16 protein-coding genes and 1 tRNA gene are annotated in these 26,270 nt (G+C 62.1%); 13 read left to right on the top strand and 4 right to left on the bottom strand.

Features of this window, described 5'->3' with window-relative positions:
• Positions 1-95 precede the first annotated feature (95 nt).
• The 7 genes from ASD50_RS20805 (at position 96) to ASD50_RS20775 (ending at position 12,841) form a co-directional block, all read left to right on the top strand.
• On the top strand, positions 96-2,564 hold the full coding sequence (locus ASD50_RS20805; RefSeq protein ID WP_056245727.1) for a glycogen/starch/alpha-glucan phosphorylase: 2,469 nt from the start codon (positions 96-98) through the stop codon (positions 2,562-2,564).
• Between the two features lie 110 nt (positions 2,565-2,674).
• A complete protein-coding gene (glgB, locus tag ASD50_RS20800) occupies positions 2,675-4,843 on the top strand; it encodes a 1,4-alpha-glucan branching protein GlgB (protein ID WP_056245865.1) in 2,169 nt (722 codons plus the stop codon).
• A gap of 20 nt (positions 4,844-4,863) precedes the next feature.
• Positions 4,864-6,129: a glucose-1-phosphate adenylyltransferase gene (gene glgC, locus ASD50_RS20795; protein WP_056245725.1), complete on the top strand. Its 1,266-nt coding sequence runs from the start codon at positions 4,864-4,866 to the stop codon at positions 6,127-6,129.
• Positions 6,130-6,133: 4 nt separating this feature from the next.
• Positions 6,134-7,579 (top strand): glycogen synthase GlgA, encoded by a 1,446-nt coding sequence (gene glgA / locus ASD50_RS20790; protein ID WP_056245722.1) that lies wholly within the window; start codon positions 6,134-6,136, stop codon positions 7,577-7,579.
• Positions 7,580-7,582: 3 nt separating this feature from the next.
• Positions 7,583-9,211, top strand: coding sequence for an alpha-D-glucose phosphate-specific phosphoglucomutase (locus ASD50_RS20785; protein WP_056245719.1), 1,629 nt, complete (start codon positions 7,583-7,585; stop codon positions 9,209-9,211).
• A 20-nt stretch (positions 9,212-9,231) separates the two neighbouring features.
• Positions 9,232-11,220, top strand: coding sequence for a glycogen debranching protein GlgX (gene glgX / locus ASD50_RS20780; RefSeq protein WP_056245715.1), 1,989 nt, complete (start codon positions 9,232-9,234; stop codon positions 11,218-11,220).
• Positions 11,210-12,841, top strand: a complete 1,632-nt coding sequence (locus ASD50_RS20775) for an alpha-glucosidase family protein (RefSeq protein ID WP_056245713.1) — start codon at positions 11,210-11,212, stop codon at positions 12,839-12,841. Before glgX ends, ASD50_RS20775 begins: the two co-directional genes overlap by 11 nt.
• A gap of 14 nt (positions 12,842-12,855) precedes the next feature.
• On the opposite strand, the gene ASD50_RS20770 is transcribed toward ASD50_RS20775, so the two are convergent.
• Entirely contained in the window at positions 12,856-14,628 is a 1,773-nt protein-coding gene (locus tag ASD50_RS20770) for a TadG family pilus assembly protein (RefSeq protein WP_056245711.1), read from the bottom strand.
• Positions 14,628-15,074, bottom strand: a complete 447-nt coding sequence (locus tag ASD50_RS20765; RefSeq protein WP_056245708.1) for a TadE/TadG family type IV pilus assembly protein — start codon at positions 15,072-15,074, stop codon at positions 14,628-14,630. The genes ASD50_RS20770 and ASD50_RS20765 overlap by 1 nt, the downstream gene beginning before the upstream one ends.
• 290 nt (positions 15,075-15,364) lie before the next feature.
• On the opposite strand from ASD50_RS20765, the gene ASD50_RS20760 reads away from it, so the two are divergent.
• From ASD50_RS20760 to ASD50_RS20745, 4 genes are all read left to right on the top strand, one after another.
• Positions 15,365-16,957: a peptide ABC transporter substrate-binding protein gene (locus ASD50_RS20760; RefSeq protein ID WP_056245862.1), complete on the top strand. Its 1,593-nt coding sequence runs from the start codon at positions 15,365-15,367 to the stop codon at positions 16,955-16,957.
• Positions 16,958-17,024: 67 nt separating this feature from the next.
• On the top strand, positions 17,025-17,948 hold the full coding sequence (locus ASD50_RS20755) for an ABC transporter permease subunit (RefSeq protein WP_056245705.1): 924 nt from the start codon (positions 17,025-17,027) through the stop codon (positions 17,946-17,948).
• Positions 17,941-19,059 (top strand): ABC transporter permease, encoded by a 1,119-nt coding sequence (locus ASD50_RS20750; RefSeq protein WP_056245702.1) that lies wholly within the window; start codon positions 17,941-17,943, stop codon positions 19,057-19,059. Before ASD50_RS20755 ends, ASD50_RS20750 begins: the two co-directional genes overlap by 8 nt.
• Position 19,060: 1 nt before the next feature.
• Complete coding sequence (locus ASD50_RS20745; RefSeq protein WP_056245699.1) at positions 19,061-20,680, top strand: ABC transporter ATP-binding protein; 1,620 nt, start codon at positions 19,061-19,063, stop codon at positions 20,678-20,680.
• Between the two features lie 38 nt (positions 20,681-20,718).
• Here the strand turns inward: ASD50_RS20745 and ASD50_RS20740 are convergent.
• Positions 20,719-20,795 (bottom strand) — tRNA-Pro (locus ASD50_RS20740).
• Positions 20,796-20,996: 201 nt separating this feature from the next.
• On the opposite strand from ASD50_RS20740, the gene ASD50_RS20735 reads away from it, so the two are divergent.
• Together ASD50_RS20735 and ASD50_RS20730 are read left to right on the top strand one after the other, a co-directional pair.
• Complete coding sequence (locus tag ASD50_RS20735; RefSeq protein ID WP_056245859.1) at positions 20,997-22,517, top strand: phosphomannomutase/phosphoglucomutase; 1,521 nt, start codon at positions 20,997-20,999, stop codon at positions 22,515-22,517.
• Between the two features lie 28 nt (positions 22,518-22,545).
• The gene (locus ASD50_RS20730) at positions 22,546-24,783 is read left to right on the top strand and encodes a mannose-1-phosphate guanylyltransferase/mannose-6-phosphate isomerase (RefSeq protein WP_056245697.1); all 2,238 of its coding nucleotides are present in this window, start codon (positions 22,546-22,548) and stop codon (positions 24,781-24,783) included.
• Here ASD50_RS20730 and betB read toward each other — a convergent pair.
• The gene (gene betB, locus ASD50_RS20725) at positions 24,777-26,240 is read right to left on the bottom strand and encodes a betaine-aldehyde dehydrogenase (protein ID WP_056245694.1); all 1,464 of its coding nucleotides are present in this window, start codon (positions 26,238-26,240) and stop codon (positions 24,777-24,779) included. The genes ASD50_RS20730 and betB overlap by 7 nt on opposite strands.
• Positions 26,241-26,270: the final 30 nt, after the last annotated feature.

Genomic DNA, 26,270 nt, shown 5'->3' with positions numbered 1-26,270 from the left:
GAATAATTGCGCGCGCCGATTAATAGTGGCGATGGAGTAGAAGCCGATAGCACAACCGGTGCGGGCGGATCGATCTCCAGGCGTCGAGAGGTGATATGACGCGAGTTATGACAGCCGAAATTCCCGCATCGCTCCCTATTGACGCCGACCCGGCCACTTTGGCCGGCGAAGTGCTGAATGCACTGAAATATCGGCTGGGCAAGGACACCACGGTTGCCACCCAGCACGATTGGCTGACGGCCTCGATCAAGGTCGTGCGTGACCGCATCATCGACCACTGGATCAGCGGCACCAAGGAGGCCTACGACCAGAAGGAAAAGCGGGTCTACTACCTGTCGCTGGAATTCCTGATCGGGCGCCTGATGCGGGATGCCTTCTCCAATCTCGGATTGATGGACAACATGCGCGCGGCGCTGTCGTCGCTCGGCGTCGATCTTGATGTCATCGCGGCGCTGGAGCCGGACGCAGCGCTCGGCAATGGCGGGCTCGGCCGCCTTGCGGCATGTTTCATGGAATCGATGGCGAGCGTCGGCATTCCGGCGCACGGCTATGGCATTCGTTACGCAAACGGCATGTTCAGGCAGGAGATTCAGGACGGCTGGCAGGTGGAACTGCCCGAGACTTGGCTTGACCACGGCAACCCCTGGGAATTCGAGCGCCGGGAGCGCTCATTCGAGGTCGGCTTCGGCGGTTCGGTTGAATCCATCACCTCGCGCGATGGCAGGCTGGAACGTCATGTCTGGAAGCCGACCGAACATGTGCTGGCCGTCGCCTACGATACGCCTGTGGTGGGCTGGCGGGCGAACCGCGTCAATACATTGAGGCTTTGGGCCGGCATGCCGGTCGACCCGATCCTGCTCGACCGCTTCAATGCCGGCGACCACATTGGAGCGCTGGCCGAGAGCAACAAGGCCGATGCCTTGTCGCGCGTGCTTTATCCGGCCGATTCCCACAAGGAGGGGCAGGAACTCAGGCTGAGGCAGGAGTATTTCTTCTCCACTGCCTCCCTGCAAGACATCGTGCAACGGCATCTCAGCCAATATGGCGATCTCAAGTCGTTGCCGGACAAGGCCGCGATCCATCTGAATGACACCCATCCGGCGGTTGCCGTGCCTGAACTGATGCGGCTCTTGATGGATGTGCACGGCATCGACTTCGACCAGGCCTGGGATATCACCAGGCGCACCTTCGCCTACACCAATCACACCCTCTTGCCGGAAGCGCTTGAAAGCTGGCCGGTGCCGCTGTTCGAGCGGCTTTTGCCGCGCCATATGCAGATCATCTATGCCATCAATGCCGAGATTTTGCTGGAAGCCCGCGCCAGCAACCGTTTCTCGGGCGAGCAGATCGCGGCGATTTCGCTGATCCAGGAAAACGGCGAGCGCCGCGTGCGCATGGGCAACCTGGCCTTCGTCGGCTCACATTCGATCAACGGTGTTTCGGCGCTGCACACGGAGCTGATGAAGGAAACCGTCTTCGCCGACCTGCACCGGCTTTACCCGGACCGCATCAACAACAAGACCAACGGCATCACGCCCCGGCGCTGGCTGATCCAGTGCAATCCGGATTTGACTGCCCTTGCGCGCGAGGCGATCGGCGACCGGTTCCTCGACGACATCGAAGCGATCCGGGATCTGGAGGGCTTTGCGCAAGATGCGGCTTTCCGCGAGAAATTCGCCGGCGTGAAGCGCCTCAACAAGGCGCGGCTGGCCAATCTGGTTTCCGAACGCCTCGGCATCAGGGTCGATCCGTCGGCGCTTTTCGACATCCAGATCAAGCGTATCCATGAATACAAGCGCCAGCTTCTCAACGTGATCGAGGCTGTCGCGCTCTACGACCAGATCAGGTCGCATCCGGAGCGGGACTGGATGCCGCGGGTCAAGTTCTTCGGCGGCAAGGCGGCGCCCAGCTACCACAACGCCAAGCTCATCATAAAGCTGATCAATGACGTCGCCCGGGTCATAAACCACGATCCATCGGTGCGCGGCCTGCTCAAGATGGTGTTCGTGCCGAACTACAATGTCAGCACCGCCGAGATCATGATGCCGGCGGCGGATTTGTCCGAGCAGATATCGACCGCCGGAATGGAAGCGTCCGGCACCGGCAACATGAAGTTCGCCTTGAACGGTGCATTGACCATCGGCACGCTGGACGGGGCCAACGTCGAGATCAAGGAACGGGTCGGCGACGACAACATCTTCATTTTCGGCCTGAAGGCCAATGAGGTCGCCGAGCGCCGGGCGAGCGGCTATGCACCGCATTCCGTCATCGACGCGTCGCCGGAATTGAGGCAGGCGGTGGCCGCCATCGCCTCGGGCGTCTTTTCGCCTGACGACCCCCAGCGCTACCGCGCCTTGATGGACGACCTCTACAACACCGACTGGTTCATGGTTGCCGCCGACTTCGACGCTTATGCCGCGACCCAGCGCGAGGTGGACGGCGTCTGGCGCAACGGTCCCGACTGGTACGCAAGAGCGATCCACAATGTGGCGCGCGTCGGCTGGTTCTCATCCGACCGCACCATCCGCCAGTACGCCAAAGACATCTGGAACGTGTCAGCTTGATGTGATTGCATTGACCGGTGGCCAGGGTCTCATTCCGGGTCCTGACCCTAGGGAGGAACAGCTTGACCAAGGGGCCGCGCGCGACGACTGCGCCAAGCGAGCCGGAGGGGATGGCCGCCGCAAGCGATGTGGCGGCGATCGTCTGCGCAACGCATGGCAACCCGTTTGCGGTGTTGGGCGTCCAGCAGGTCGGGAAATCCTTCTTTGCGCGCTGCTTCATGCCGAATGCGGAGGCCGTGACGGCCTACACCTTGGCCGGCAGGAAAACGGGAGAACTGGCGCGGCGCGATGCGGCTGGCTTTTTCGAGGGCAAGCTTGGCATCCGCAAGCGCCAGCCGCTGCGATACCACGCCCGCAATGCCGGTGGCGACTGGTGGCTGACCGATCCGTATTCGTTCGGCCCGGTGCTTGGCCCGATGGACGATTACTACATCGCCGAGGGCTCGCATCTTCGCCTGTTCGACAAGCTGGGCGCGCATGAGATCGAGCACGAAGGTGCAAGCGGCGTCCATTTCGCCGTGTGGGCCCCGAATGCACGGCGCGTTTCGGTGGTCGGAGATTTCAATGACTGGGATGGCCGCCGGCACGCCATGCGCGACAGGCAGGACACCGGCATCTGGGAAATCTTCGTGCCGGATATCGGCGCCGGCAGGCCGTACAAATATGAAATCATCGACAGCAAGGGTGTGCGGTTGCCGCTGAAGGCCGACCCGTTCGCTTTCAAGTCGGAATTGCGCCCGGCGACAGCATCGGTGACGGCCTCGCCTTTTTCCCACCAATGGGGAGATGAAGCGCATCGTTCGTTCTGGCGAAAGGCCGACCAGCGGCGCGAAGCGATTTCGATCTATGAGGTGCATGCCGGTTCGTGGCAACGGCGCGACGATGGCACCTTCCTGTCATGGGACGAGTTGGCCGAGCGCCTGATTCCCTATGCGGTGGACACAGGCTTCACCCACATCGAATTCCTGCCGATTTCCGAACATCCCTATGATCCGTCATGGGGCTACCAGACCACCGGGCTCTACGCGCCGACGGCGCGCTTCGGCGATCCGGAAGGTTTCGCGCGGTTTGTCGACGGCGCACATCGGGCTGGCGTAGGCGTCATCCTCGACTGGGTTCCGGCGCATTTCCCGGTCGATGAGCACGGGCTGGCGAGGTTCGACGGCACTGCGCTCTACGAGCACGCCGACCCGCGCAAGGGCTTCCACCCCGACTGGAACACGCTGATCTACAATTTCGGCCGCCGCGAAGTGGCATCCTTCCTGGTAAATAACGCGCTCTATTGGGCCGAGAAGTACCACGTCGATGGTCTGCGCGTGGATGCCGTGGCCTCGATGCTCTACCTCGACTATTCGCGCAAGGAAGGCGAATGGATTCCCAACGAAAAGGGTGGGCGCGAGAATCTGGAAGCAGTCGCCTTCCTGCAGAAGATGAACAAGGAACTCTACGGCCATCAGCCCGGCGTCATGACCATCGCCGAGGAATCGACGTCATGGCCGAAGGTGTCGCAACCCGTGCATGAGGGCGGGCTCGGCTTCGGCTTCAAGTGGAACATGGGCTTCATGCACGACACGCTGGAGTATTTTGCCAAGGAACCCGTCCACCGCAAATATCACCACGACAAGCTGACATTTGGGCTGATGTATGCCTTCAGCGAGAACTTCGTACTGCCGCTTTCCCACGACGAGGTGGTGCACGGCAAAGGCACGCTGCTTGGCAAGATGGCAGGGGACGACTGGCAGAAATTTGCGACGCTGCGTGCTTACTACGCCTTCATGTGGGGCTATCCCGGCAAGAAGCTGTTGTTCATGGGGCAGGAGTTCGCGCAGCGGCGCGAATGGAGCGAGGAGCGGTCGCTCGATTGGTCGCTGCTCGACCATGCGCCGCACCGGGGCGTGCGGCAGGTGGTGCGCGATCTCAACTATCTTTACCGGTCGCGGCCGGCGCTTCATGCGCGTGATTGCGAACCGGAAGGCTTCTCGTGGCTGATCGTCGACGACAAGGAAAATTCCGTCTTTGCGTGGCTGCGCAAGGCGCCGGGCGGCAACCCGATTGCCGTTGTCTCCAATTTCACGCCGGTGCCGCGCGACAACTATCGCGTGCCGCTGCCGCGCGCGGGAACATGGCGCGAGATCATCAATACGGATGCCGCCGATTATGGCGGCACGGGCATGGGCAATGGCGGTGCAGTGAGGGCGACGGGCGAGCGCGACGGCGCTTCGGCATCCATTGTCCTTCCCCCGCTGGCAACGATCATGCTTGAGTTCATTTCAGACTGAGTGGTCTTGGGAGGGTGTAAATGGTGGAGACGAAGCGAACCCAACCTTTGGCGCGCGACGCCATGGCCTATGTGCTGGCGGGCGGCCGCGGCAGCCGGCTGAAAGAGCTGACGGATCGCCGCGCCAAGCCGGCGGTCTATTTCGGCGGCAAGACGCGCATCATCGACTTCGCCCTGTCCAATGCGCTGAACTCCGGCATTCGCCGCCTTGGTGTCGCGACCCAGTACAAGGCGCACTCGCTGATCCGCCACTTGCAGAGGGGCTGGAACTTCCTGCGCCCCGAACGCAACGAGAGCTTCGATATCCTGCCTGCCAGCCAGCGCGTTTCCGAGACGCAGTGGTATGAAGGCACGGCCGATGCCGTCTACCAGAACATCGACATCATCGAGAGCTACGGACCCGAGTTCATGGTGATCCTTGCCGGCGACCACATCTACAAGATGGACTACGAATTGATGCTGCGCCAGCATGTCGATGCCGGTGCGGACGTCACGGTCGGCTGCCTGGAAGTGCCGCGCATGGAGGCGACAGGCTTCGGCGTCATGCATGTCGACAAGAAGGACAACATCATTTCCTTCATCGAGAAGCCGGCCGATCCGCCGGGCATCCCCGACAAGCCGGACCATGCGCTGGCCTCGATGGGCATCTATGTCTTCCGCACGAAATTCCTGATGGACTTTCTGCGCAAGGATGCAGCCGACCCCAATTCCAGCCGCGATTTCGGCAAGGACATCATTCCGCTGATCGTCAAGGACGGTAAGGCGGTGGCCCACCGCTTCGCCAAATCCTGCGTGCGCTCCAGCATGGAAAGCGAGCCATATTGGCGCGATGTCGGAACAATCGATGCTTACTGGGAGGCCAATATCGATCTTACCGATGTTACGCCGGAACTCGACCTCTATGACCGCGACTGGCCGATCTGGACCTATGCGGAATTGAAGCCGCCGGCGAAATTCGTGCATGACGAGGACGGCCGTCGCGGCATGGCGGTGTCTTCTCTGGTGTCGGGCGACTGCATTGTCTCGGGCGCTTCGTTGAAGCGCAGCCTGATCTTCACCGGCGCGCGCATCAATTCCTATTCGACGCTCGATCATGTCGTCATGCTGCCGGACTGCGTGGTCGGTCGGAACGCCCGGCTGACCAATGTTGTCATCGATCACGGCGTCCAGATACCGGAAGGGCTGGTCGTGGGCGAGGACCCGGTTCTCGACGCCAAGCGCTTCCGCGTCTCGGAAAAGGGCATCTGCCTGATTACGCAGCCGATGATCGACAAGCTGGGGCTGTAAACGCATGCAGGTTCTCTCGGTCACGCCGGAGATTTTCCCGTTGATCAAGACCGGCGGGCTTGCCGATGTGACGGGGGCATTGCCCATCGCGCTGGCCGGCAAGGGTGTCGCGATGCGGTCGCTCGTTCCCGGTTATCCCGCCGTGATGGCAGGGTTCAAGAAGGCAAAGGCCGTCCTTCAATATCCGGAGCTTCATGGCGGCAAGACCAGTGTCTACGCCGCCAAGGTTGGCGAGCTCGACCTGCTCGTCATCGATGCGCCGCATCTGTTCGACCGCCCCGGCGGACCGTATGGCGATGCGACAGGCGCGGACTGGCCGGACAATTGGCGGCGTTTCGCAGCACTTGGTCGCATCGGCGGCGACATAGCTGCTGGCGCAGTCAGGGGCTATCAGCCGGACATCGTGCACGCCCATGACTGGCAGGCCGCGATGACGCTGGCTTACATGCGCTACGGCAAGGCGGCAGGTGTTCCGTCGCTCATCACGGTGCACAACCTCGCATTTCAGGGACGGTTCGGCGCTGACATTTTCGGCGGGCTTGGCCTGCCCGCCGAGGCAATGGCGGTCGATGGCGTCGAATACTATGGCGGCGTTGGCTTCCTGAAGGCCGGGTTGCAGGCCGCGTGGGCGATTACGACGGTAAGCCCGACCTATGCCCAGGAAATCCGCACGCCGGAGTTCGGCATGGGGCTGGACGGGCTGATCAATATGCGCGCGGCTGACCTATACGGCATCGCCAACGGCATCGATGTCGATATCTGGGACCCGGCGACCGACAAGCAACTGGCTGCGGCGTATTCGGCCAGGACACTGAAGGCGCGCAAGGCGAACAAGGCCGCGGTCGAGGGACGGTTTTCACTGGAGAGCGATGCCGGTCCGATCATTTGCGTGGTCAGCCGTCTCACCTGGCAAAAGGGCATCGATACGTTGGCGACCGCGGTGGACGGCATCGTCGCCGCAGGTGCGCGGCTGGCGATCCTCGGCTCCGGCGACGCCGGCCTTGAAGGCGCATTGCTGGCAGCGGCGGCGCGCCATCGCGGACGGGTAGGCGTTGTCGTCGGCTATGACGAGAAGCTGTCCCATCTGATGCAGGGCGGCTGCGACGCCATTGTCATTCCCTCCCGGTTCGAACCGTGCGGGCTGACGCAGCTTTACGGCTTGCGCTACGGCTGCGTGCCTCTGGTTGCCCGCACCGGCGGGCTGGCCGACACGATCATCGACGCCAACGATGCGGCCCTTGCGGCAGGCGTTGCGACCGGTTTCCAGTTCGAGCCGGACAATGCGGGTTCATTGTTATACGCGATCGATCGGATGATCGAAGCCTATGGCAATTCGTCGGTATGGACGACGATCCAGCGGCAAGGCATGAAGGCCGATGTGTCGTGGGATCGAAGCGCTGCCAGATACGTTGATCTCTATCGCATGCTTGTTTCCAAAAAGGCTGACTGACCGATGATACGCACCGTCGCCACCAAACCTTACGACGACCAGAAGCCGGGCACGTCCGGCCTGCGCAAGAAGGTGCCGGTTTTCCAGCAGGAGCACTATGCGGAGAATTTCATCCAGTCGATCTTCGACGCGTTGGACGGTTTCGAAGGCAAGACGCTGGTGCTCGGCGGGGATGGCCGCTTCTACAATCGCGAGGTCATCCAGAAGGTGCTCGGCATTGCCGCAGCAAACGGCTTCGGCAAGGTGATGGTCGGGCAGGGCGGCATTTTGTCGACGCCGGCCGCCTCCAACGTCATCCGCAAGTACAAGGCTTTCGGCGGCATCATCCTGTCGGCCAGCCACAACCCCGGCGGTCCGCATGAGGATTTCGGCATCAAGTACAATGCCGAGAATGGCGGACCCGCGCCTGAAAAGATCACCGATGCGATCTTCGCCAAGTCGAAGACGATCCGTGAATACAAGATCGCCGACATCGGTGAGATCGATATCGACAAGATCGGTAAAGTACAGGCTGGCGCAATGACCGTGGAGGTCATCGATCCGGTCAAGGACTACGCCGAGCTGATGGAAAGCCTGTTCGATTTCAATGCCTTGCGAAAGCTTTTTGAATCAGGCTTCCGCATGCGTTTCGACGCCATGCATGCCGTTACCGGTCCGTACGGCAAGGAGATTCTTGAGCATCGCCTGGGCGCTGCCGAAGGCACCTGCCGCAACTTCAAGCCGCTGCCCGATTTCGGCGGCCATCATCCCGATCCGAACCTCGTTCACGCCAAGCATCTCTATGACGAGATGATGGGCGCGGATGCGCCGGATTTCGGCGCGGCTTCGGACGGCGACGGTGACCGCAACCTCATCATCGGCAAGGGCATATTCGTAACTCCGTCGGATTCGGTCGCCATGCTTGCCGCCAACGCCACCGTGGCTCCCGGCTACAGGAAGGGCCTGGCGGGCATCGCCCGTTCCATGCCGACCAGCGGTGCCGCCGATCGCGTCGCGGAGAAACTGGGCGTCGGCATCTATGAGACGCCGACCGGCTGGAAGTTCTTCGGCAACCTGCTCGATGCCGGCATGGCGACGATCTGCGGTGAGGAAAGCGCCGGCACAGGCTCCAGCCATGTGCGCGAGAAGGACGGGCTTTGGGCGGTTCTGCTGTGGCTCTCCATCATCGCCGCGCGTGGCGAAAGCGTGAAGGAGATCGTAACCAAGCACTGGGCCACCTACGGCCGCAACTATTATTCGCGCCACGACTATGAGGAAGTCGAGACCGAGCGCGCCAATGCGCTGGTTGCGGAACTGCGCGGCAAACTGGCGTCGCTGCCCGGAACCAGGGTGCGTGGCCTGACCGTCGAAAAGGCCGATGACTTCGCCTATCACGATCCGGTCGATGGCTCGGTCAGCGAGCATCAGGGCATTCGCGTGCTTTTCGAAGGCGGCTCGCGTGTCGTCTTCCGCCTCTCGGGTACCGGCACCAGCGGGGCAACGCTGCGCGTTTACATCGAGCGCTACGAACCCGACCCGTCAAAGCACGGCATGGAAACGCAAGCAGCCCTTGCCGACCTGATTGCCGCCGCCGATGATATCGCCGGAATTCACAGCCATACCGGCCGCGACAAGCCGAGTGTCATCACCTGACCAATACGACCTGCCCGGATATATCCCCGCGTTTCGGCAGCCTTGTAAAAGAGGGCGGCGTTCGCTTTGCCGCATGGTCCGGTGCGGCTGAGCGGATCTGGGTGTCGCTCTTCGATCAGCAGGGCAATCGCGAGACGGACAGGCTGGAATTGACGCCGGAAGGCGAGGGGGTGTTCGCGCGGTTTGTCGGCGGCTTGGGGGAAGGTGCGCGCTACGGCCTGCGGGCTGGCGGTCCCTTTGCTCCCGAAAAGGGTCTCTGGTTCGACCCGGACAAATTGCTGGCCGATCCTTATGCGGTCCAGATCGATCGCTCCTACGCCTACGATACGCGCCTGACGGCGAGCGAGCGTGGCGTCGATACGGCGGCGCTGGTGCCGAAGGCCGTTGTGCGCGAACGCGCGTCTGAAATCGCGCCCGCGCCGCCGCTTTTTCGACCGGGCGGCCTCATCTATGAAGTGTCGGTGCGCGCCTTCACCATGCGGCATCCGGATATTCCGGTTCACGATCGCGGCACCCTCCGCGCGCTCGCCCATCCGGCGGTTATCGACCACCTTGCCCGGCTTGGCGTGTCCGCCGTCGAGTTGATGCCGGTTACGGCCTGGATTGACGAACGGCACCTGCCGCCGCTTGGGCTTGCCAATGCCTGGGGCTACAATCCGGTTACCTTCATGGCGCTTGATCCACGCCTTGCGCCGGGTGGGTTGGCCGACATTCGGCATGCCGTTGCCGCCCTTCATGATGCCGGCATCGGTGTCATCCTCGACCTGGTTTTCAACCACACCGGCGAGAGCGATGCCCTTGGAACGTCGCTGTCGCTGCGTGGGCTCGACAGCAGGGCTTATTATCGCCACGCGGCGGATGGCCAACTCGTCAACGACACCGGCACCGGCAACACGGTCAATTGCCAGCATGCAATCGTGCAGGAACTCGTTCTGGACAGCCTGCGCCATTTCGTGCGCGAGGCGGGTGTCGATGGTTTCCGCTTCGATCTCGCCCCGGTGTTGGGTCGCCTCGAAACCGGCTTCGATGCCGACGCGCCTCTGCTGCGGGCAATCCGCTCTGATCCATTGCTTGGCGACCGCATCCTGATCGCGGAACCGTGGGACATTGGTCCGGGTGGCTATCAGCTCGGTAATTTCCGGCCACCTTTCCTTGAATGGAACGACCGCTACCGGGACGACGTGCGGCGCTTCTGGCGTGGCGATGCCGGCACATTGGGCGGGCTCGCGACCCGGCTTGCCGGCTCGTCGGACGTGTTTGCCAAGGCCGGGGAGGGCGTCAGCCGCACGGTCAACTTCATCGCTGCGCATGACGGCATGACGCTGGCCGATCTCGTTGCGTACAGGCTAAAGCACAACGACGCCAACGGGGAAGGCAACCGCGACGGCCACGACGACAATCTGTCGTGGAACAATGGCTTCGAAGGGCCTGTGTCCGATCCACAAGTCGTGCTTCGCCGCAGAAACGATGCCCGCGCGCTTCTGGCGACATTGTTCGCTTCGCGTGGCACGATCATGCTGACCGCGGGCGACGAGTTCGGACGCAGCCAAAAGGGCAACAACAACGCCTATGCGCAGGACAACGAATTGACATGGCTCGATTGGTCGGGCCGCGACCAGGAACTGGAGCGTTACGTGGCCGCCCTCTCCAGATTGCGGCGATCCGTTCCAGCCTTGACCGAAACCGGCTTCCTGAGCGGCCGTCCCGTTGGTGGCGACGCAATTCCCGATGTCGAATGGCTGACCGAAGCGGGACGAACCATGCGGGAACGCGATTGGCACGATGGGCGGCGTCTCGCGATGGTTATGGCCGGAGGAACCCCGGACGGCGGGCGGCTGGCAATTGTCGTGAATGGCGACGAGCAGCCCACTACCTTCGTGCTGCCTGATCGCAATGGCTTCGGCTGGACGGCTGCGCTCGACGGCGGTCCGGCCGTGGATTCGCAACCGCTGGCGGGGCGAAGCGTGGCCTTCATGATCGAAAGAAAAGATGCGTCCAATGGCGAATAGCGAACCGGCTTCGTGGTGGCGCGGCTGTGCCATCTACCAGATTTATCCGCGCTCCTTCCAGGATACCTCCGGCGACGGCAGCGGCGACCTGAACGGTATCGCCAAGCGCCTCGGTCATGTTGCCTCGCTCGGCGTCGATGCGATCTGGCTGTCCCCGTTCTTCAAGTCGCCCATGGCCGACATGGGCTACGACGTGTCGGACTACTGCGCCGTCGATCCGATGTTCGGCAGCATCGAGGATTTCGATGGCGTTGTCGCGGAGGCCCATCGGCTCGGCCTCAAGGTAATCATCGATCAGGTGCTGGCGCACTCGTCCGACAAGCACCCGTGGTTCATGGAAAGCCGCGCGAGCTGGGGCAACCCGAAGGCGGACTGGTATGTCTGGGCGGACGCGATGCCTGACGGGACGGCGCCCAACAACTGGCTTTCGGTCTTTGGCGGGCCGGCATGGGAATGGGACTCGACGCGCCGCCAGTGCTACCTGCACAATTTCCTGGCCTCGCAGCCGGCGCTCAATTTTCACAACCCAGAAGTCCAGGATGCGCTGCTGGACAGCGTGCGCTTCTGGCTCGATCGCGGCGTTGACGGCTTCCGGCTGGATACTGTGAACTACTACTTCCAGGATCGCCAGTTGCGCAGCAATCCGCCCCTTCCGGCAGGCCCTGTCGACAAGGATGCCGAGGCCAATCCCTACCTCTACCAGCACCATCTTTTCGACAAGACCCGGCCTGAAAACATCGACTTCCTCAAGCGGTTTCGCGCGCTGCTCGACCAGTATGACAACCGGGCCAGCGTTGGCGAAATCGGCGATGAAGGCCGCTCTCTGGAAACGCTCGCCGCCTATACGTCGGGCGGCGACAAGCTCCATATGTGCTACACGTTCGACCTGCTCGGTCCCCAATTCTCGGCCGCCCATGTGCGCCAATGCGTGGAAGCCTTCGAACTCGCGGCACCGGACGGCTGGCCCTGCTGGGCCTTCTCCAACCACGATGTCGTGCGCCATGTTACGCGCTGGGCAAAGCCGGGGAGCGATCCGTCCGCTCTCGCGCGGTTTTCGATCGACCTGCTGTGTTGCCTGCGCGGCTCCATCTGTCTCTATCAGGGCGAGGAGCTTGGATTGGAGGAAGCCGAGCTGGCGTTCGAGGATTTGCGCGATCCGTACGGCATCCGCTTCTGGCCGGGATTCAAGGGCCGCGACGGCGCTAGAACCCCGATGGTCTGGCACTGCGAGGAAGACAACGCAGGCTTCACGACCGGCAGGCCGTGGCTGCCGATACCTCCCGGCCATCGAGCCAGGGCGGTGGATGTCCAGCAAGCCGAAGAAAACTCGATCCTCCAGCACTACCGCGCGGCGCTTTCCATGCGCACACGCCACCCGGCGCTGAGATCGGGGACTATTCGTTTCCTTGATGGTGGAGAAGATGTGCTCGCCTTCATTCGCGAAGCTGATGGCGAAAAGCTTCTATGCGCGTTCAATTTCAGCGAGTTGCCGGCGCGTTGGACGCCGGCGGACGCTCTTGGCGCTGTAACCGCTTTGGACCTTGGCGGTTATGAAACTGCCGTGGATGGAAATGGGCTGACGCTTCCGGGTCTGTCGGCTTTTATCGGCACGATCGGCTGAGCGCAGCACGCTTGTCACTGCACCAGCACGGACCGGCCGCAGCTTGCGCCGGTCACGCGGATATCGGCTTGGCCAAGGCTCACCCCGACGAGACTGAGCACGCTGTTGAGCAGCGTATCGACCGGCTCGGCGACGGCGTTCAGCGTCGTCGCCACCGCCGGTTTCACAGTGCCGAGCAGGCTGGATACGTCAAGCCCGAACCCGGCAGCCTCAACCGAGAGGGAGAGGTTTGAAACGAGCGATGTCGTGAGGGATTTCACGGCATCGCGCGTCGAGACGGTCTTGACCTTCCTGCCGTCGATGTCGCTCCGGTCGAAGGTCAAAGTCTGCGGCGCGATGTTTTGGATGGTGGCGAAAGCCTGCCCCTTGATCTTCAAAAGATCGAGCGAAAACAGGAAAAGCTTGATGCTGGCTTCCGCGATGGTGGCTTCATGAAACGATTGCGGTTTCGTGAAGTCGGCGAAGCCGCCGCCGTCGCTTTCGGCAAGCCTGAGGGAGGCGATGCCCGGCTGGGCGGCGACGGCAACCCTCATGCTGTCGGGTCGACCGGTCGGGCAGCTGATGTCGGCCAGCTTGGCCTCGGCATGCGCCACTTCCACGTGAAGCGGCAGCTTGACTGACAACAGCTTGATCCCGCCGCCGAGCGCGGAGGTGCCCGGGCTGACGGTGGCGGTAAGCTTGATGCGCGTCTGGGCAGTACGCACCACGGTGCCTGCTTCGCCGACCGCCAGCCAGGGTGAGAATTGCTCCGGCTCGCCAATGGCGAGGTCGAGGGTGACTGCCGACAGTCCCGGTATGGTTGCGGCCAGGTCGACCTCGACCTGGTGCGAGCCGTTGGCAAGGGCGGCGCCTGCGGTAAGCATGCTGAGTGCATTCGCCGCGACCGTCAGCCCGGCTGGCTTTTGCCCGAGCCCCAGATTGCCGACTGGACCGAGATCGACAAGATGCTTCAGAGGAACCTTGACCGTGTTGCCCGCGCCGGCTGCGATTGCCTGCAATGCCAGCTTGCTGGCGCGGTCGAGGCCCGGAACATTGGCCATGGCGGTTGCGATCTGGCCGATGGTGGCCTCGGCGGCGAGAACGTCCGAATAGGTGCCTGCGCTCACGTGCAATTGGGCAGCCAGCGCATCGACGAAGGAAAGCACATCGATGTCCGCCGTAATGAGCGCGTCATAGTCCATGACGTCGAGCTTGATGTTGCCGCCGGCGAGCCCGCCCAGTATGGCGTTGGCGATGCCGCCGTCGAGCCTCAGCAACCTTGAGCCTACCGAAAATGCGGCTTCCGCCTTGGCGCTGGCAATTGCCGTGGTGCCGATGACCGGTGGCGCCATGATCGCGCCGCCGAAATAGAGATGGCCAATCTTGCGCATGGACACCTGGACCGCGTTGTACGGCTGTTTTCCGGCCTCGAACCTGCCCGACGCTGCGATAGCGGTATCTGCGGCGTACCGCCCTCGGGTCACCTTGACCACCGCCTGTGTTGCGGAGGGTTGGGTTGCGCTTCCTGAACCAACAAGGGTGACGGCGTTCATGCCATTGTCTGCCAGGGTGGCGAGCACTGCGGCATCGGCCTTGGCGATGTTGGCTGCGGCGGTGATGGCTGCAAGATCAACCAGTGACTGTGCCGCGCGCCGTTCGGTGTAGAGCGCCCCTTCGTCCACGGCAAAGGCGGTCAAGGTGATGGCGACTGGCGCGCAAAGCGCGGTCATGACGGCAAAATTGGCTTGCTTGCTGGATACCAGCTGCCGCCAGTGGCTCCGAAGGGCCAACCTGAAGTCGCTGTGCATCACAAGCCTCCGATCCTGATGGTGGATGCCCGCTCGATTGTCGTGTCCGGCATCACAAGCCCGTTGAACAGGCCCCAGATCGGCAGGCTGCTGGCATCGTAGCTGAGCGAAACGACGAACTGGCTGCCGTCATCCGTGCTGTCGTTTGCTTCGACCACCAGCTTGTCGGGATCGACGAAGGGATACTTTCCCGCGTTGCGGTCGATGTAGTCGGTGACCAGCGTCTCTCGCTCCGATGCCGACAGGCCCGCTATGGCGGTCCGCGCGGCGTCGGCTGCGAGTTGCTGGATCGAATGGCTTGCTCCGAAATAAATTCCGTATGCAACCATGCCGAGTAGAACAAGAATGAGGATCGGGGACAGGATGGCGAATTCCACCGCCGCGGTCGCTGAGCGGTCTCGGTGGATGCGGGCCATGCGGCCATTGAAAATAAGGGTGCGCAGCATCCCACGACGCTATGCGGGCGGTTCGGTAAAAATCGCAAAGCGATGATACAACCTTAAATAGTATTTAAGTTGTAGAAGCCTGCCGCCGCTCGGATCGAAGCGGGAGAGTGTCCACGCCTCACGCAGCGTCATGCATGACTTTGTTGAAATAGGATTTGCGCGTGTCTAGTCTCCCTCCACCAGCTGCGGGAATGGGAGCCCGCCGCCTGCTTACGGAAACCGGACAAACCGGTTCCGGGGCATCAGTGTTCGAGCGGCGCCGTTTTGACCGCGCCAAAAGGGAGAGCTTCATGTTCAAGGGAATGTTAAAGGCGACGGTGTTCGCCACAACAATGGCTTTGGCCACTGGCGCGTTCTATACGCCCGCTTTCGCGGAAGTCGTCTACAACCGCGGAAATTCCGCCGACCCGGAATCGCTCGATCCGCACAAGACGTCCACGGTTTATGAAGCGCACATCCTGCGCGACCTGTTCGAAGGCCTTGTCATGCAGGACAAGGATGCCAACCTGATTCCCGGTGCTGCCGAGAGCTGGACCGTTTCTGACGATGGCACCGTCTATACATTCAAGCTGCGCAAGGGTGGGGTGTGGTCGGATGGCAGCCCCGTTACCGCCGACGACTTCGTCTACGCATTCCGCCGCCTCGAGGACCCTGCAACCGGTGCGGAATACGCCTCCATGCTCTACGTCGTGAAGAACGGCGAAGCGGTGAACACGGGCAAGGCAAAGCCTGAGGAACTTGGCGTCAAGGCCGTGGACCCGGAAACCTTCGAAGTCACGCTCAATTCGCCGACCCCTTATTTTCTTGAGATGCTGACGCACCAGTCGAGCTATCCGGTCAACAAGGCCGCCATCGAAAAGCTTGGCGCAGACTGGATCAAGCCCGGCAATCTGGTGTCGAACGGTGCTTATACGCTGGCCGAGTTTGTGCCCAACGACCATATCAAGCTGGTCAAGAATCCGAAGTTCCATGACGCTGGCAACGTCAAGATCGATACGGTCAACTATATCCCGACCGAAGACCGTTCCACGGCGATCAAGCGCTTCGAAGCGGGCGAGCTCGACTCCAACGACGACATTCCGACCGAACAGATGGCCGATCTGAAGACCAAGTTCGGCGACCAGCTCCGCATCGGGCCGTATCTTGGCACCTACTACTATTCGATCAAGACCGACAAAGCCCCCTGGGACAATGTTGAATTGCGCAACGCAATCTCGATGGCCATCGACCGCGATTTCATAGCTGAGAAGGTCTGGCAGAATTCCATGCTGCCGGGCTATTCAATGGTGCCGCCCGGTATCGAAGGCTATAGCTCTGCAATGGCCAAGTTTGCCGACATGTCGCAGATCGACCGCGAGGATGAGGCGAAAAAGGTCCTTGAGAAGCTTGGCTACACGCCTGAAAAGCCGCTCAAGATGGAAATTCGCTACAACACCTCCGAAAACCACAAGAACACGGCAGTTGCCATTCAGGAGCAGTTGAAGCCGCTTGGCGTCGAGGTGACCTTGCTCAACACCGACACCAAGACGCACTATTCCTTCCTCGAACAGAAGGGTGACTATGACGTCGCCCGCGCTGGCTGGATTGCGGACTATAAGGACCCGGAAACTTTCCTTGGCATTTCGCGCAAGGCGAGCGGCAACAACTACTCGAACTTCAACAATCCGAAGTTCGAGGAATTGATGGACAAGGCAGCTGCCGCCGGCGGCAATCCGGAAGAGCGGATGAAGGATCTGTCGGAAGCCGAACGCGTCCTGATTGACGATGTCGGCCAGATTCCGCTCCTGTATTACTCCTACAAGAACCTTGTCTCGCCGAAGCTCCACGGCTTCGATGAGAATGTCATGGACATTCATCCGACCCGTTTCATCAGCAAGGACTGAACGGATCGAGGCCGCCGCTCCAGCCAGTGGAGCGGCGGTTTCGCCTTGCAGGTGAGGAGGGCCGGCTGTGCTGCTCTACGTATTGCGGCGGCTTTTGACCGCCATACCGACGCTATTCGTTATTGTGACGTTGGCATTCTTCCTGATCCGCGTGGCCCCGGGCGGGCCTTTCAATCAGGAGCGGGGATTGAGCCCCGAGATCAAGGCCAATCTGGAAGCGCAATTCGGGCTGAACGATCCGCTTTGGCTGCAATACGCCCACTATCTGAACAACCTTCTGCACGGCAATTTCGGCCCCAGTTACAATCTGCCCGACTTCACGGTCGGTGAGTTGTTCGCCAAGGGGCTTCCGATTTCGATTCAACTTGGCGCGTCCGCCCTGATCCTTGCCCTGATATTGGGAACGCTGCTGGGAACGGTCGCCGCGCTCAACCAGAACAAATGGGGCGACTATTCGGTGATCGCGCTGGCGACCGCCGGCAGTACCATTCCGACCTTCGTGATCGCCCCGATAATCCAGCTCGTTTTCGGACTGAGCTGGAAGCTGCTGCCGATCGGCGGGTGGGGAGACGGAGCGCTGCTCAACAAGATCGGCCCGGTTCTGACGCTCGCGCTGCCGCAGATCGCCATCGTGGCACGCCTGATGCGGGGCTCGATGATCGAATCGCTGCGCTCGCATCACATCAGGACGGCGCGTGCGCTGGGCTTGTCAGACTGGTCTGTGGTGGTTCGCCATGCCCTGCGCGGGGCGGTTTTGCCGATCATTTCCTTTACCGGTCCCGCCGCCGCCGCGCTGTTGACCGGGTCGATCATCGTCGAGACGATTTTCGCCATACCCGGTATCGGCCGCTACTTCGTCGATGCGGCGCTCAATCGCGACTATACGCTGGTGATGGGCACCGTCGTGGTGATCGCGCTGTTCACGATCGTCTTCAACCTGATCGTGGACATCATGTATGCCGTGGTCGATCCGAGGGTGCGCTATGACTGATGACGTCATGGCCACGCCAATTGCAGGGCGGTCGCTGTGGGGCGACGCATGGGCGCGCCTCAAGGCCAACCGCGCCGCGATGTTCAGCCTTTACTACCTGATCGCCATGGCAGTGATCTGCGTGGTTGGGCCTTACTTCGTTCCGCACCAATATACGACCATCTACGCCGACTATGTGCGGACCGCGCCGAGCCTTTCATCCTATCCGAAACCCGACATGATCGAAACGGCGCTGGCCGAGGCGGTCAAGCGTATGCGCGTCGATGTGAAGGAGTGGCACCAGGAAGGGGAACGCGTATTCGTTACCGTCGCCTCGTCAAAGGCTGTCGATGAGCGCAATGCGCGCTACCTCGATCGGTCTGACACCTTCGACGACGCCAAGGTGGAGGGCAAATCCGCCGATGGCCGGGAAATGACCATGAGCGCGTCGGTCAAGCAGCAGTATTTCTTTTTTGGCACCGACAACACCGGCCGCGACATGCTTTCGCGGACTTTGATGGCAGGCCGCATCTCGCTCGCCATCGGCCTTCTGGCGGGTTTTGTGGCTGTCACGATCGGCGTTGTTTACGGCGCGACTGCCGGCTTCGTCGGCGGCAAGACCGACGAAGTGATGATGCGCATCGTGGACGTGCTCTATTCGCTGCCGTTCATTTTCTTCGTCATCATGCTGGTTGTGTTCTTCGGTCGAAACTTCGTGCTGATGTTCCTGGCCGTGGGGGCTGTGCTTTGGCTGGACATGGCGCGCATCGTGCGCGGCCAGGCGCTGTCGATAAGGCGGCAGGAATATGTTCAGGCGGCAGAGGCGCTGGGAGTGCGCACGCGCGGAATCCTGATGCGCCATGTGATCCCCAACCTGCTCGGCCCCGTCGTCATCTACATGACGCTTCTGGTGCCGCAGGTCATCATCCTCGAAAGCTTCCTGTCGTTCCTTGGACTGGGCGTGCAGGAGCCGATGACGAGCTGGGGCGTGCTGATCTCGGTCGGTGCCAAGAACATCGGCACGGCGAACTGGCTGCTGCTGTTTCCGGCATTCTTCCTTGTGTCGACGCTGTTTGCACTGAATTTTGTCGGCGACGGCCTGCGCGATGCCCTCGACCCGAAGGACCGTTGACATGGCGGCTGGCGAGAAAATCCTCGAGGTAAAGGACCTGCGGGTCCGGTTCCGCACGCTGGATGGCGTGGTCGAGGCGGTGAAGGGGATAAACATTCACGTCGACGCTGGCGAGACGGTGGCGGTCGTCGGCGAGTCCGGCTCCGGCAAGAGCCAGACCATGATGGCGGCGATGAACCTGCTTGCCTCGAACGGCGAGGCGTCCGGCGAGGTGGACTATCGCGGCCGCAACCTGCTGACCCTCAGCAAGTCGGAGTTGAACAAGGTTCGAGGCCGCAAGATCAGCATGATCTTCCAGGAGCCGATGACGTCGCTCGATCCGCTGTATTCGATCGGCAGCCAGTTGATCGAGCCGATCCGCCGCCATCGGGGCTTGAGCGTTTCGGACGCAGGCAAGGAGGCGCTGCGCCTACTGAAACTGGTGCAGATTCCCGAACCGGAACGGCGCATGAAGTCCTATCCGCACGAGATGTCGGGCGGCCAACGCCAGCGCGTCATGATCGCCATGGCGCTGGCCAACGACCCTGACATTCTCATTGCGGATGAACCGACGACTGCGCTCGATGTGACGATCCAGGCGCAAATCCTGATGCTGCTGGCGGAACTGCAGCGCAAGCTCGGCATGGCGATTGTCTTCATCACCCACGATCTCGGCATTGTCCGGCGCTTCGCCGACAGGGTCTATGTCATGCGCAGCGGCGAGGTGGTCGAGGAGGGCGAGGCGGAGGCTCTCTTCGCCAACCCGCAGCATAGCTATACCCAGATGCTGCTTGCTGCCGAGCCTACCGGCTCGAAATCCGCGCCCGCGCCGAATGCACCGGTGCTGCTCGAAGGGCGCAATGTCGAAGTGACGTTCAGGATCGGCGGTGGGTTTCTCGGCGGACCGCCTTTGATGCTGCGTGCCGTGGACCATATTTCGGTCCGGCTGAAGGAAAACCAGACCATCGGCATTGTCGGGGAATCGGGTTCGGGCAAATCGACATTGGGGCGGGCGCTGCTCAGGCTTTTGCCCAGCGACGGCGTCATCCGGTTTGGCGAGCACGATATTTCGGGCGCCGACCGGCAGGCCATGCGCCCGCTGCGCCGGGAGCTGCAACTGGTGTTCCAGGACCCGTTTGGCTCGCTGTCGCCGCGCATGACCATCGGGCAGGTCGTGACCGAAGGCTTGCTGGTCCACGAGCCGGGCATGAACGCAAGGGAACGTGATCAGCGGGCGGTCGCGGCGCTCAGGGAAGTCGGCCTCGACCCGGACAGCAGAAACCGCTATCCGCACGAGTTTTCCGGCGGCCAGCGGCAGCGCATCGCCATCGCGCGCGCCATGATCCTCAAGCCCAAGGTGGTCGTGCTGGATGAGCCGACCTCGGCGCTCGATCGATCCGTGCAGAAGCAGATCGTCGATCTGCTGCGCAAACTCCAGGCAAGCCACAACCTGTCCTATCTGTTCATCAGCCACGACCTCGCGGTGGTGCGGGCCATGGCCGACTACATCATCGTCATGAAGCAGGGGAAGATCGTCGAAGAAGGCCCGACCGAGGAGATTTTCAGCAGTCCGCGCGATATCTACACGCAGACGCTGATGGCGGCCGCAGTCGATTCCACACGCTTTCGGCTAAGCGCCTAGGGCAGCCGGGAAAGCGCAGATTTTCATGGGATTTGTTCTGGTCGGAGTGGCAGGATTTGAACCTGCGACCCCATCGTCCCGAACGATGTGCGCTACCAGACTGCGCTACACTCCGCGACCAGACGCCGGGCTTATAACCCCCGGAATTTGTTCCTGCAAGCGGCAGGGCCGCACAAATTGACGCGTTATTGCGAATGTCTGCAAAGCGGCAATTAAGGCATCGAAATAACCCGACCTTAAAGGCTTGCGTGCTACGCCACGGGCAGCATGCGCGGTTCATGGGCCGCATATATCCATGCGGCGTGGAGCCTTTCTGTTGACCCTGACCATAACTGGCCAAGCACTGCCCAACACCTTTGCGTTTGAAACAACCGCGCTTATCAAGGCGTCGGGATTTCGCGAATACGATGCGCGCTGGTGGTTCGGACATCCGGGGTCGGACAAGGCGCCCGAACTCAATCTGATCGGCGTGCAGGCCCTCGGCATGGGGCTGGCGACGCTGATACGCCGGCTGGGTGTTGGCCCCGAAATCGTCACCGGCCATGATTTCCGCTCCTATTCGCTCGGCATCAAGCTGGCGCTTGTGTCCGGCCTGATAGCTGCGGGCGCCAAGGTCAAGGACATCGGGCTTGCCCTGTCGCCGATGGCGTATTTCGCGCAATTTGCCCTCGATGCGCCGTCGGTCGCGATGGTGACGGCCTCGCACAACGAGAACGGCTGGACGGGGGTCAAGATGGGCGCACAGCGTCCGCTGACCTTCGGTCCCGAGGAAATGACGGCGCTGAAAGAGATCGTTCTTGCAGGCAATTTCGATCTCGTCGGCGGCGGATCGTACGAATTCGTCGGCGGCTTCCGCGATGTCTATCTGGCAGACGTCGTCAGGCACACGAAAATCAGCCGCAAGCTGAAGGTGGTGGCGGCTTGCGGAAACGGCACGGCGGGAGCCTTTGCCCCGGAAGCGCTGGCCCGCATCGGCTGCGAAGTCATCCCGCTCGATGTCGAGCTTGATCATAGCTTCCCGCGCTACAACCCGAACCCGGAAGACATGCAGATGCTGCATGCCATCCGCGACAAGGTGCTGGAGACAGGCGCCGATGTTGGCCTGGGCTTCGACGGCGACGGCGACCGCTGCGGCGTGGTCGACAACGAAGGCAACGAAATCTTCGCCGACAAGATTGGCGTCATGCTTGCCCGCGACATTTCGCGGGACCATCCCGGATCGACCTTCGTTGTGGATGTGAAATCGACCGGGCTGTTCAAGACCGATCCCGGCCTGAAGGCCAATGGAGCGGTGACCGATTACTGGAAAACCGGGCACTCCTACATCAAGCGGCGCGTGGCCGAACTCGGCGCCATTGCCGGTTTCGAGAAATCCGGCCACTTCTTCTTCAACCCGCCGATCGGACGAGGCTACGATGACGGGCTGGTGACGGCGCTTGCCATTTGCAGGATGCTCGACAGCAATCCGGCAAGCAGCATGGCTGACCTCTACCGCGATCTGCCGCTGACCTACGGCACGCCGACCATGTCGCCGCACTGCGATGACGATGTGAAATACGGTGTCGTTGAGCGCGTTACCGCTGAAATGGCTCGGATCAAGGCGGAAGGAAGGGCTTTCGCCTCTCAGCAGATCGTCGAATTGATCACTGTCAACGGCGTGCGCATCGTCGCCGAAGACGGCACCTGGGGGCTGGTCAGGGCGTCTTCGAACAAGCCGGAGCTTGTCGTGGTGGTGGAAAGCCCCGTTTCGTCCGACCGCCGCCGGGAGATGTTCGCAGCACTCGACGAAGTCTTGCGCCGCAGCCCGGAAGTCGGCCCGTACAATCAGACCTTCTGACGGTGAGGGTCGGTGAAGTGGAAATGCAATGAGTGAGCGCATCGTCGGTTTCATAATGAGTGGCGGCGTTGGCTCGCGCCTTTGGCCGTTGTCGCGCGAAGACAACCCCAAGCAGTTCCATGACCTTGCCGGCGATGGCTCGATGCTGGTCAAGACGGTGCAGCGGCTGGGATCGCGCCCGCAGGGCGAAACGCCTGTTTTCCTGATCGCCTCCGAGCGGCATGCCTCGCGAATCCATGCAGACCTGGGCGGCATGGACTGGTCGGGCGGCGGCGTGCTGTTCGAGCCGACTGGCCGCAACACGGCGGCAGCCGTTGCACTGGCGACGTTGCGGACGCTGGCGCAGTTCGATGACGGCCTCGTTCTGGTCGTGCCCTCCGACCATGAAATCTCGACCACGAAGGAGTTCTGGGCCAGCGTCGAAAAGGGCGTGGCGGCGGCTCGCGACGGTCGCCTCGTGGTGTTCGGCATCAAGCCGGACCATCCGGAAACCGGATATGGCTACATTGAGGCCGGTCAGGCGAAGGACGGCGTTCTCGATGTTTCGCGCTTTGTCGAGAAGCCGGATATCGAAACGGCGAAAAGCTATGTCGCGTCGGGGCGGTTCTACTGGAACGCCGGCATTTTCCTGTTTCGCGCCAGCACGATGCGCGACGCGTTCCTGTCTTTCCAGCCGGACATATGGGAAGCAACGGAGAGGGCCTTCGCGGCTTCGACCAGCGACCTTTCCGGGCTCTATATGCCGGACGACCTCTACGCAGCTATTCCTTCGATCTCGATCGACTATGCGGTGATGGAACGGGCAAAGCACATCGCCATGGTTCCGGCGAGTTTCCGCTGGAGCGATCTTGGTTCATGGCAATCGCTGCTCGATGTTGGACCGGCGGACGAGAACGGTAACGTCATCATTGGCGATGTCGTCGCGATCGACTGCGAAAATTCGTACATCCGAAGCCAGGGGCGGCTCTTGTCGGCCGTCGGCCTCAAGGACACGGCAATTGTCGCAACCTCCGATGCGACCTTTGTTGCGCCGGTCAGCCACAGCCAGAATGTGCGCAAGGTCGTTGAACAGCTCGAGAAAAGCGGCCGGCTGGAGACGCGCTTCACGCCCGCTCACGACAGGGTTGTCGATAGCGGCGCGTGGCGCAACCGGGTGCGGCACTGGCTGTTCGAGGAGGCTTTGCCGCTGTGGTCCACGACGGGCGTGGACGACGTGCATGGCGGCTTCCATGAGGCTCTGGGCCTCGATGGAGAGCCGCTCGCCAAGCCGAAGCGCATGCGCACCTTGGCGCGGCAGGTCTATGGCTTCGCCGTTGCCAAGGCGCGCGGCTGGGAAGGCCCTGCCGACCGCCTCATCGCCCACGGCCTTGCTTTCATGGCCAGGGGTCGAACCGAGCGAGGCGGCTGGATACGCACCTTCAGTATGGACGGCTCGGTGGCAGATGCCACGGAGGATGCCTACGATCACTCCTGCGTGCTTCTGGCGCTGGCGCACGCGCACATGTGCGGCAATCCGGACGCGCTTCGTCTGGGACGGGAGACTTTCGCGTTTCTCGACAGCCATCTGGAGGACGACAGCCTCGCAGGCTTCCTTGAAACGCCGAACGGCCACGGCCTGCGCCGTTCCAACCCGCATATGCATCTGCTCGAGGCTTTTCTTGCCTGGCATGCCGCGACCGGCGACAGGACTTACCTGCGCCGTGCGGCGCGGATTATCGATCTGTTCCGAAGCCACTTCTTCGACGCCGATAGCTGGACAATCGGCGAATATTTCGATGATGGCTGGCATCGGGCAGGCGACGGCAAGGGCGACTGGACGGAACCGGGGCACCACTTCGAGTGGGCTTCGCTGCTGGTCGATTTCTCAGCCCGCAGCGGGCAGGCGGACCTGGCGGGCTATGCCCGCAAGCTCTACGCATCGGCAGTGGCAAACGGCCTCAACCGCTCGACCGGGCTGGCCTATGGCGCTGTTTCCCGCCAGGGCATGCCGCTTGATCTGGTGTCGCGAAGCTGGCCGCAGAGCGAAGCGATCAAGGCTTCGATCGCGCTCGACGGAACCGGTGGACCCGACCTGAAGCCCGAGATCGAGGCTCGGGTCGGGCGACTGTTCCGCTGGCACATCGATCCGGCGCCGGTTGGTTTGTGGATCGACCGCATCGATGAACGTGGCCGCTCGCTGGCCACCGAAGCGCCGGCCTCGATCTTCTACCATCTGGTCTGTGCGCTGACGCAGTACCTGGATGCTACCGCCGGCAAAAGTCAGTAGGGGCTGGCGACGTCGCCGGTCTCGACGTAGACCGACTTGAGTTGCGAATAGAGTTCAAGCGCGGCAAGCGAGTTCTCGCGGCCGATACCGGATTGCTTGAAGCCGCCGAACGGCATTTCGACCGGGGTCAGGTTGTAGGCGTTGATCCAGCAGGTGCCGGCCTGCAGGTCGCCGATGACGCGATGCGCGCGCGGCAAATCCTTGGTGAAGACGCCGGCGGCAAGGCCGAATTCCGTGTCGTTGGCGCGCCCGATAACCTCGTCCTCATGGTCGAATGAAAGCACGCTCATTACCGGCCCGAAGATTTCCTCGCGCGCGATGCGCATGCTGTCCTTGACGCCGGTGAACACGGTCGGCTCGATGAAGCAGCCGCCGTCGAAGCCCTGCAGCGAGGGGAGGTTGCCGCCGCAGGCAAGCATCGCCCCTTCGTTGCGGCCTATCGAGATGTACTCGACAACCTTGTCGCGCTGCGCCTTGTTGACGAGCGGACCCATCTGGGTTTCCGGGTCGAGCGGATCGCCGATGCGGATTTTCTTGGTGCGCTCGACGAGGCGTTCGACAAAGCGGTCGTGGATGCCTTTCTGCACGAACACGCGGGTGCTGTTGGAGCAGACCTGTCCGGTGGAATAGAAGTTGCCGAGCATGGCACCGCCGATGGCGTTTTCGAGATCGGCGTCGTCAAAGACGATCAGCGGCGACTTGCCGCCGAGCTCCATGGTGGCGTGCTTCATCTTGGAACCGGCCAGCGACAGAACCTTCTTGCCCGTGGGGACCGAACCCGTCACCGAAACCTTGGCCACGGCATCGTGGCCGACCAAGGCGGCGCCGACGTCGCCATAGCCTTGCACGACGTTGAACAGGCCATCCGGCAAGCCGGCTTCGGAATAGATCTCGGCCAGTGCCAGCGCCGAAAGCGGCGTGTTTTCCGACGGCTTGAACACCATGGCGTTGCCCATGGCGAGCGCGGGTGCCGACTTCCAGCCGGCAATCTGGATCGGGTAGTTCCATGCGCCGATGCCGACGCAGACGCCGAGCGGTTCGCGGCGCGTATAGGCGAACGGGCCGCCGAGATCGATGAACTCGCCGTTGAAGGTGGCGACGGCGCCGGCGAAGAATTCGAGGCAATCCGCCGCTGAAGGGGCGTCGGCGACAAGCGTTTCCTGGATGGCCTTGCCGGTATCGAGCGTTTCGAGGCGCGCCAGTACGGTGTTGCGCTCGCGCAGGATATCGGCGGCCCGGCGCAGGATGCGGCCGCGCTCAACAGGCTTCATGCGCGCCCACGCGCCTTGCGCCTCGCGGGCCGCTTCGACGGCCAGTTCGACGATATTGGGCGTTGCCGAATGCAGCGTGGCAATCGTCTCGCCCGTCGCCGGGTAGATGACGGGCAACTCGGCTCCGCGCTCGTCATCGACATAGCGCCCGTTGATGTAGTGCGAGGCCGTGGGTTGGGCGCGCATACTATCTCCATTTGTACGTTGGGGCCGGGC

Origin of the sequence: Mesorhizobium sp. Root552 (genome assembly GCF_001427285.1) — a bacterium.
GTDB lineage: Bacteria > Pseudomonadota > Alphaproteobacteria > Rhizobiales > Rhizobiaceae > Mesorhizobium.
The sequence above is the reverse complement of the archived record's forward strand: the minus strand, read 5'-3'. Positions and strand labels throughout refer to the sequence as shown.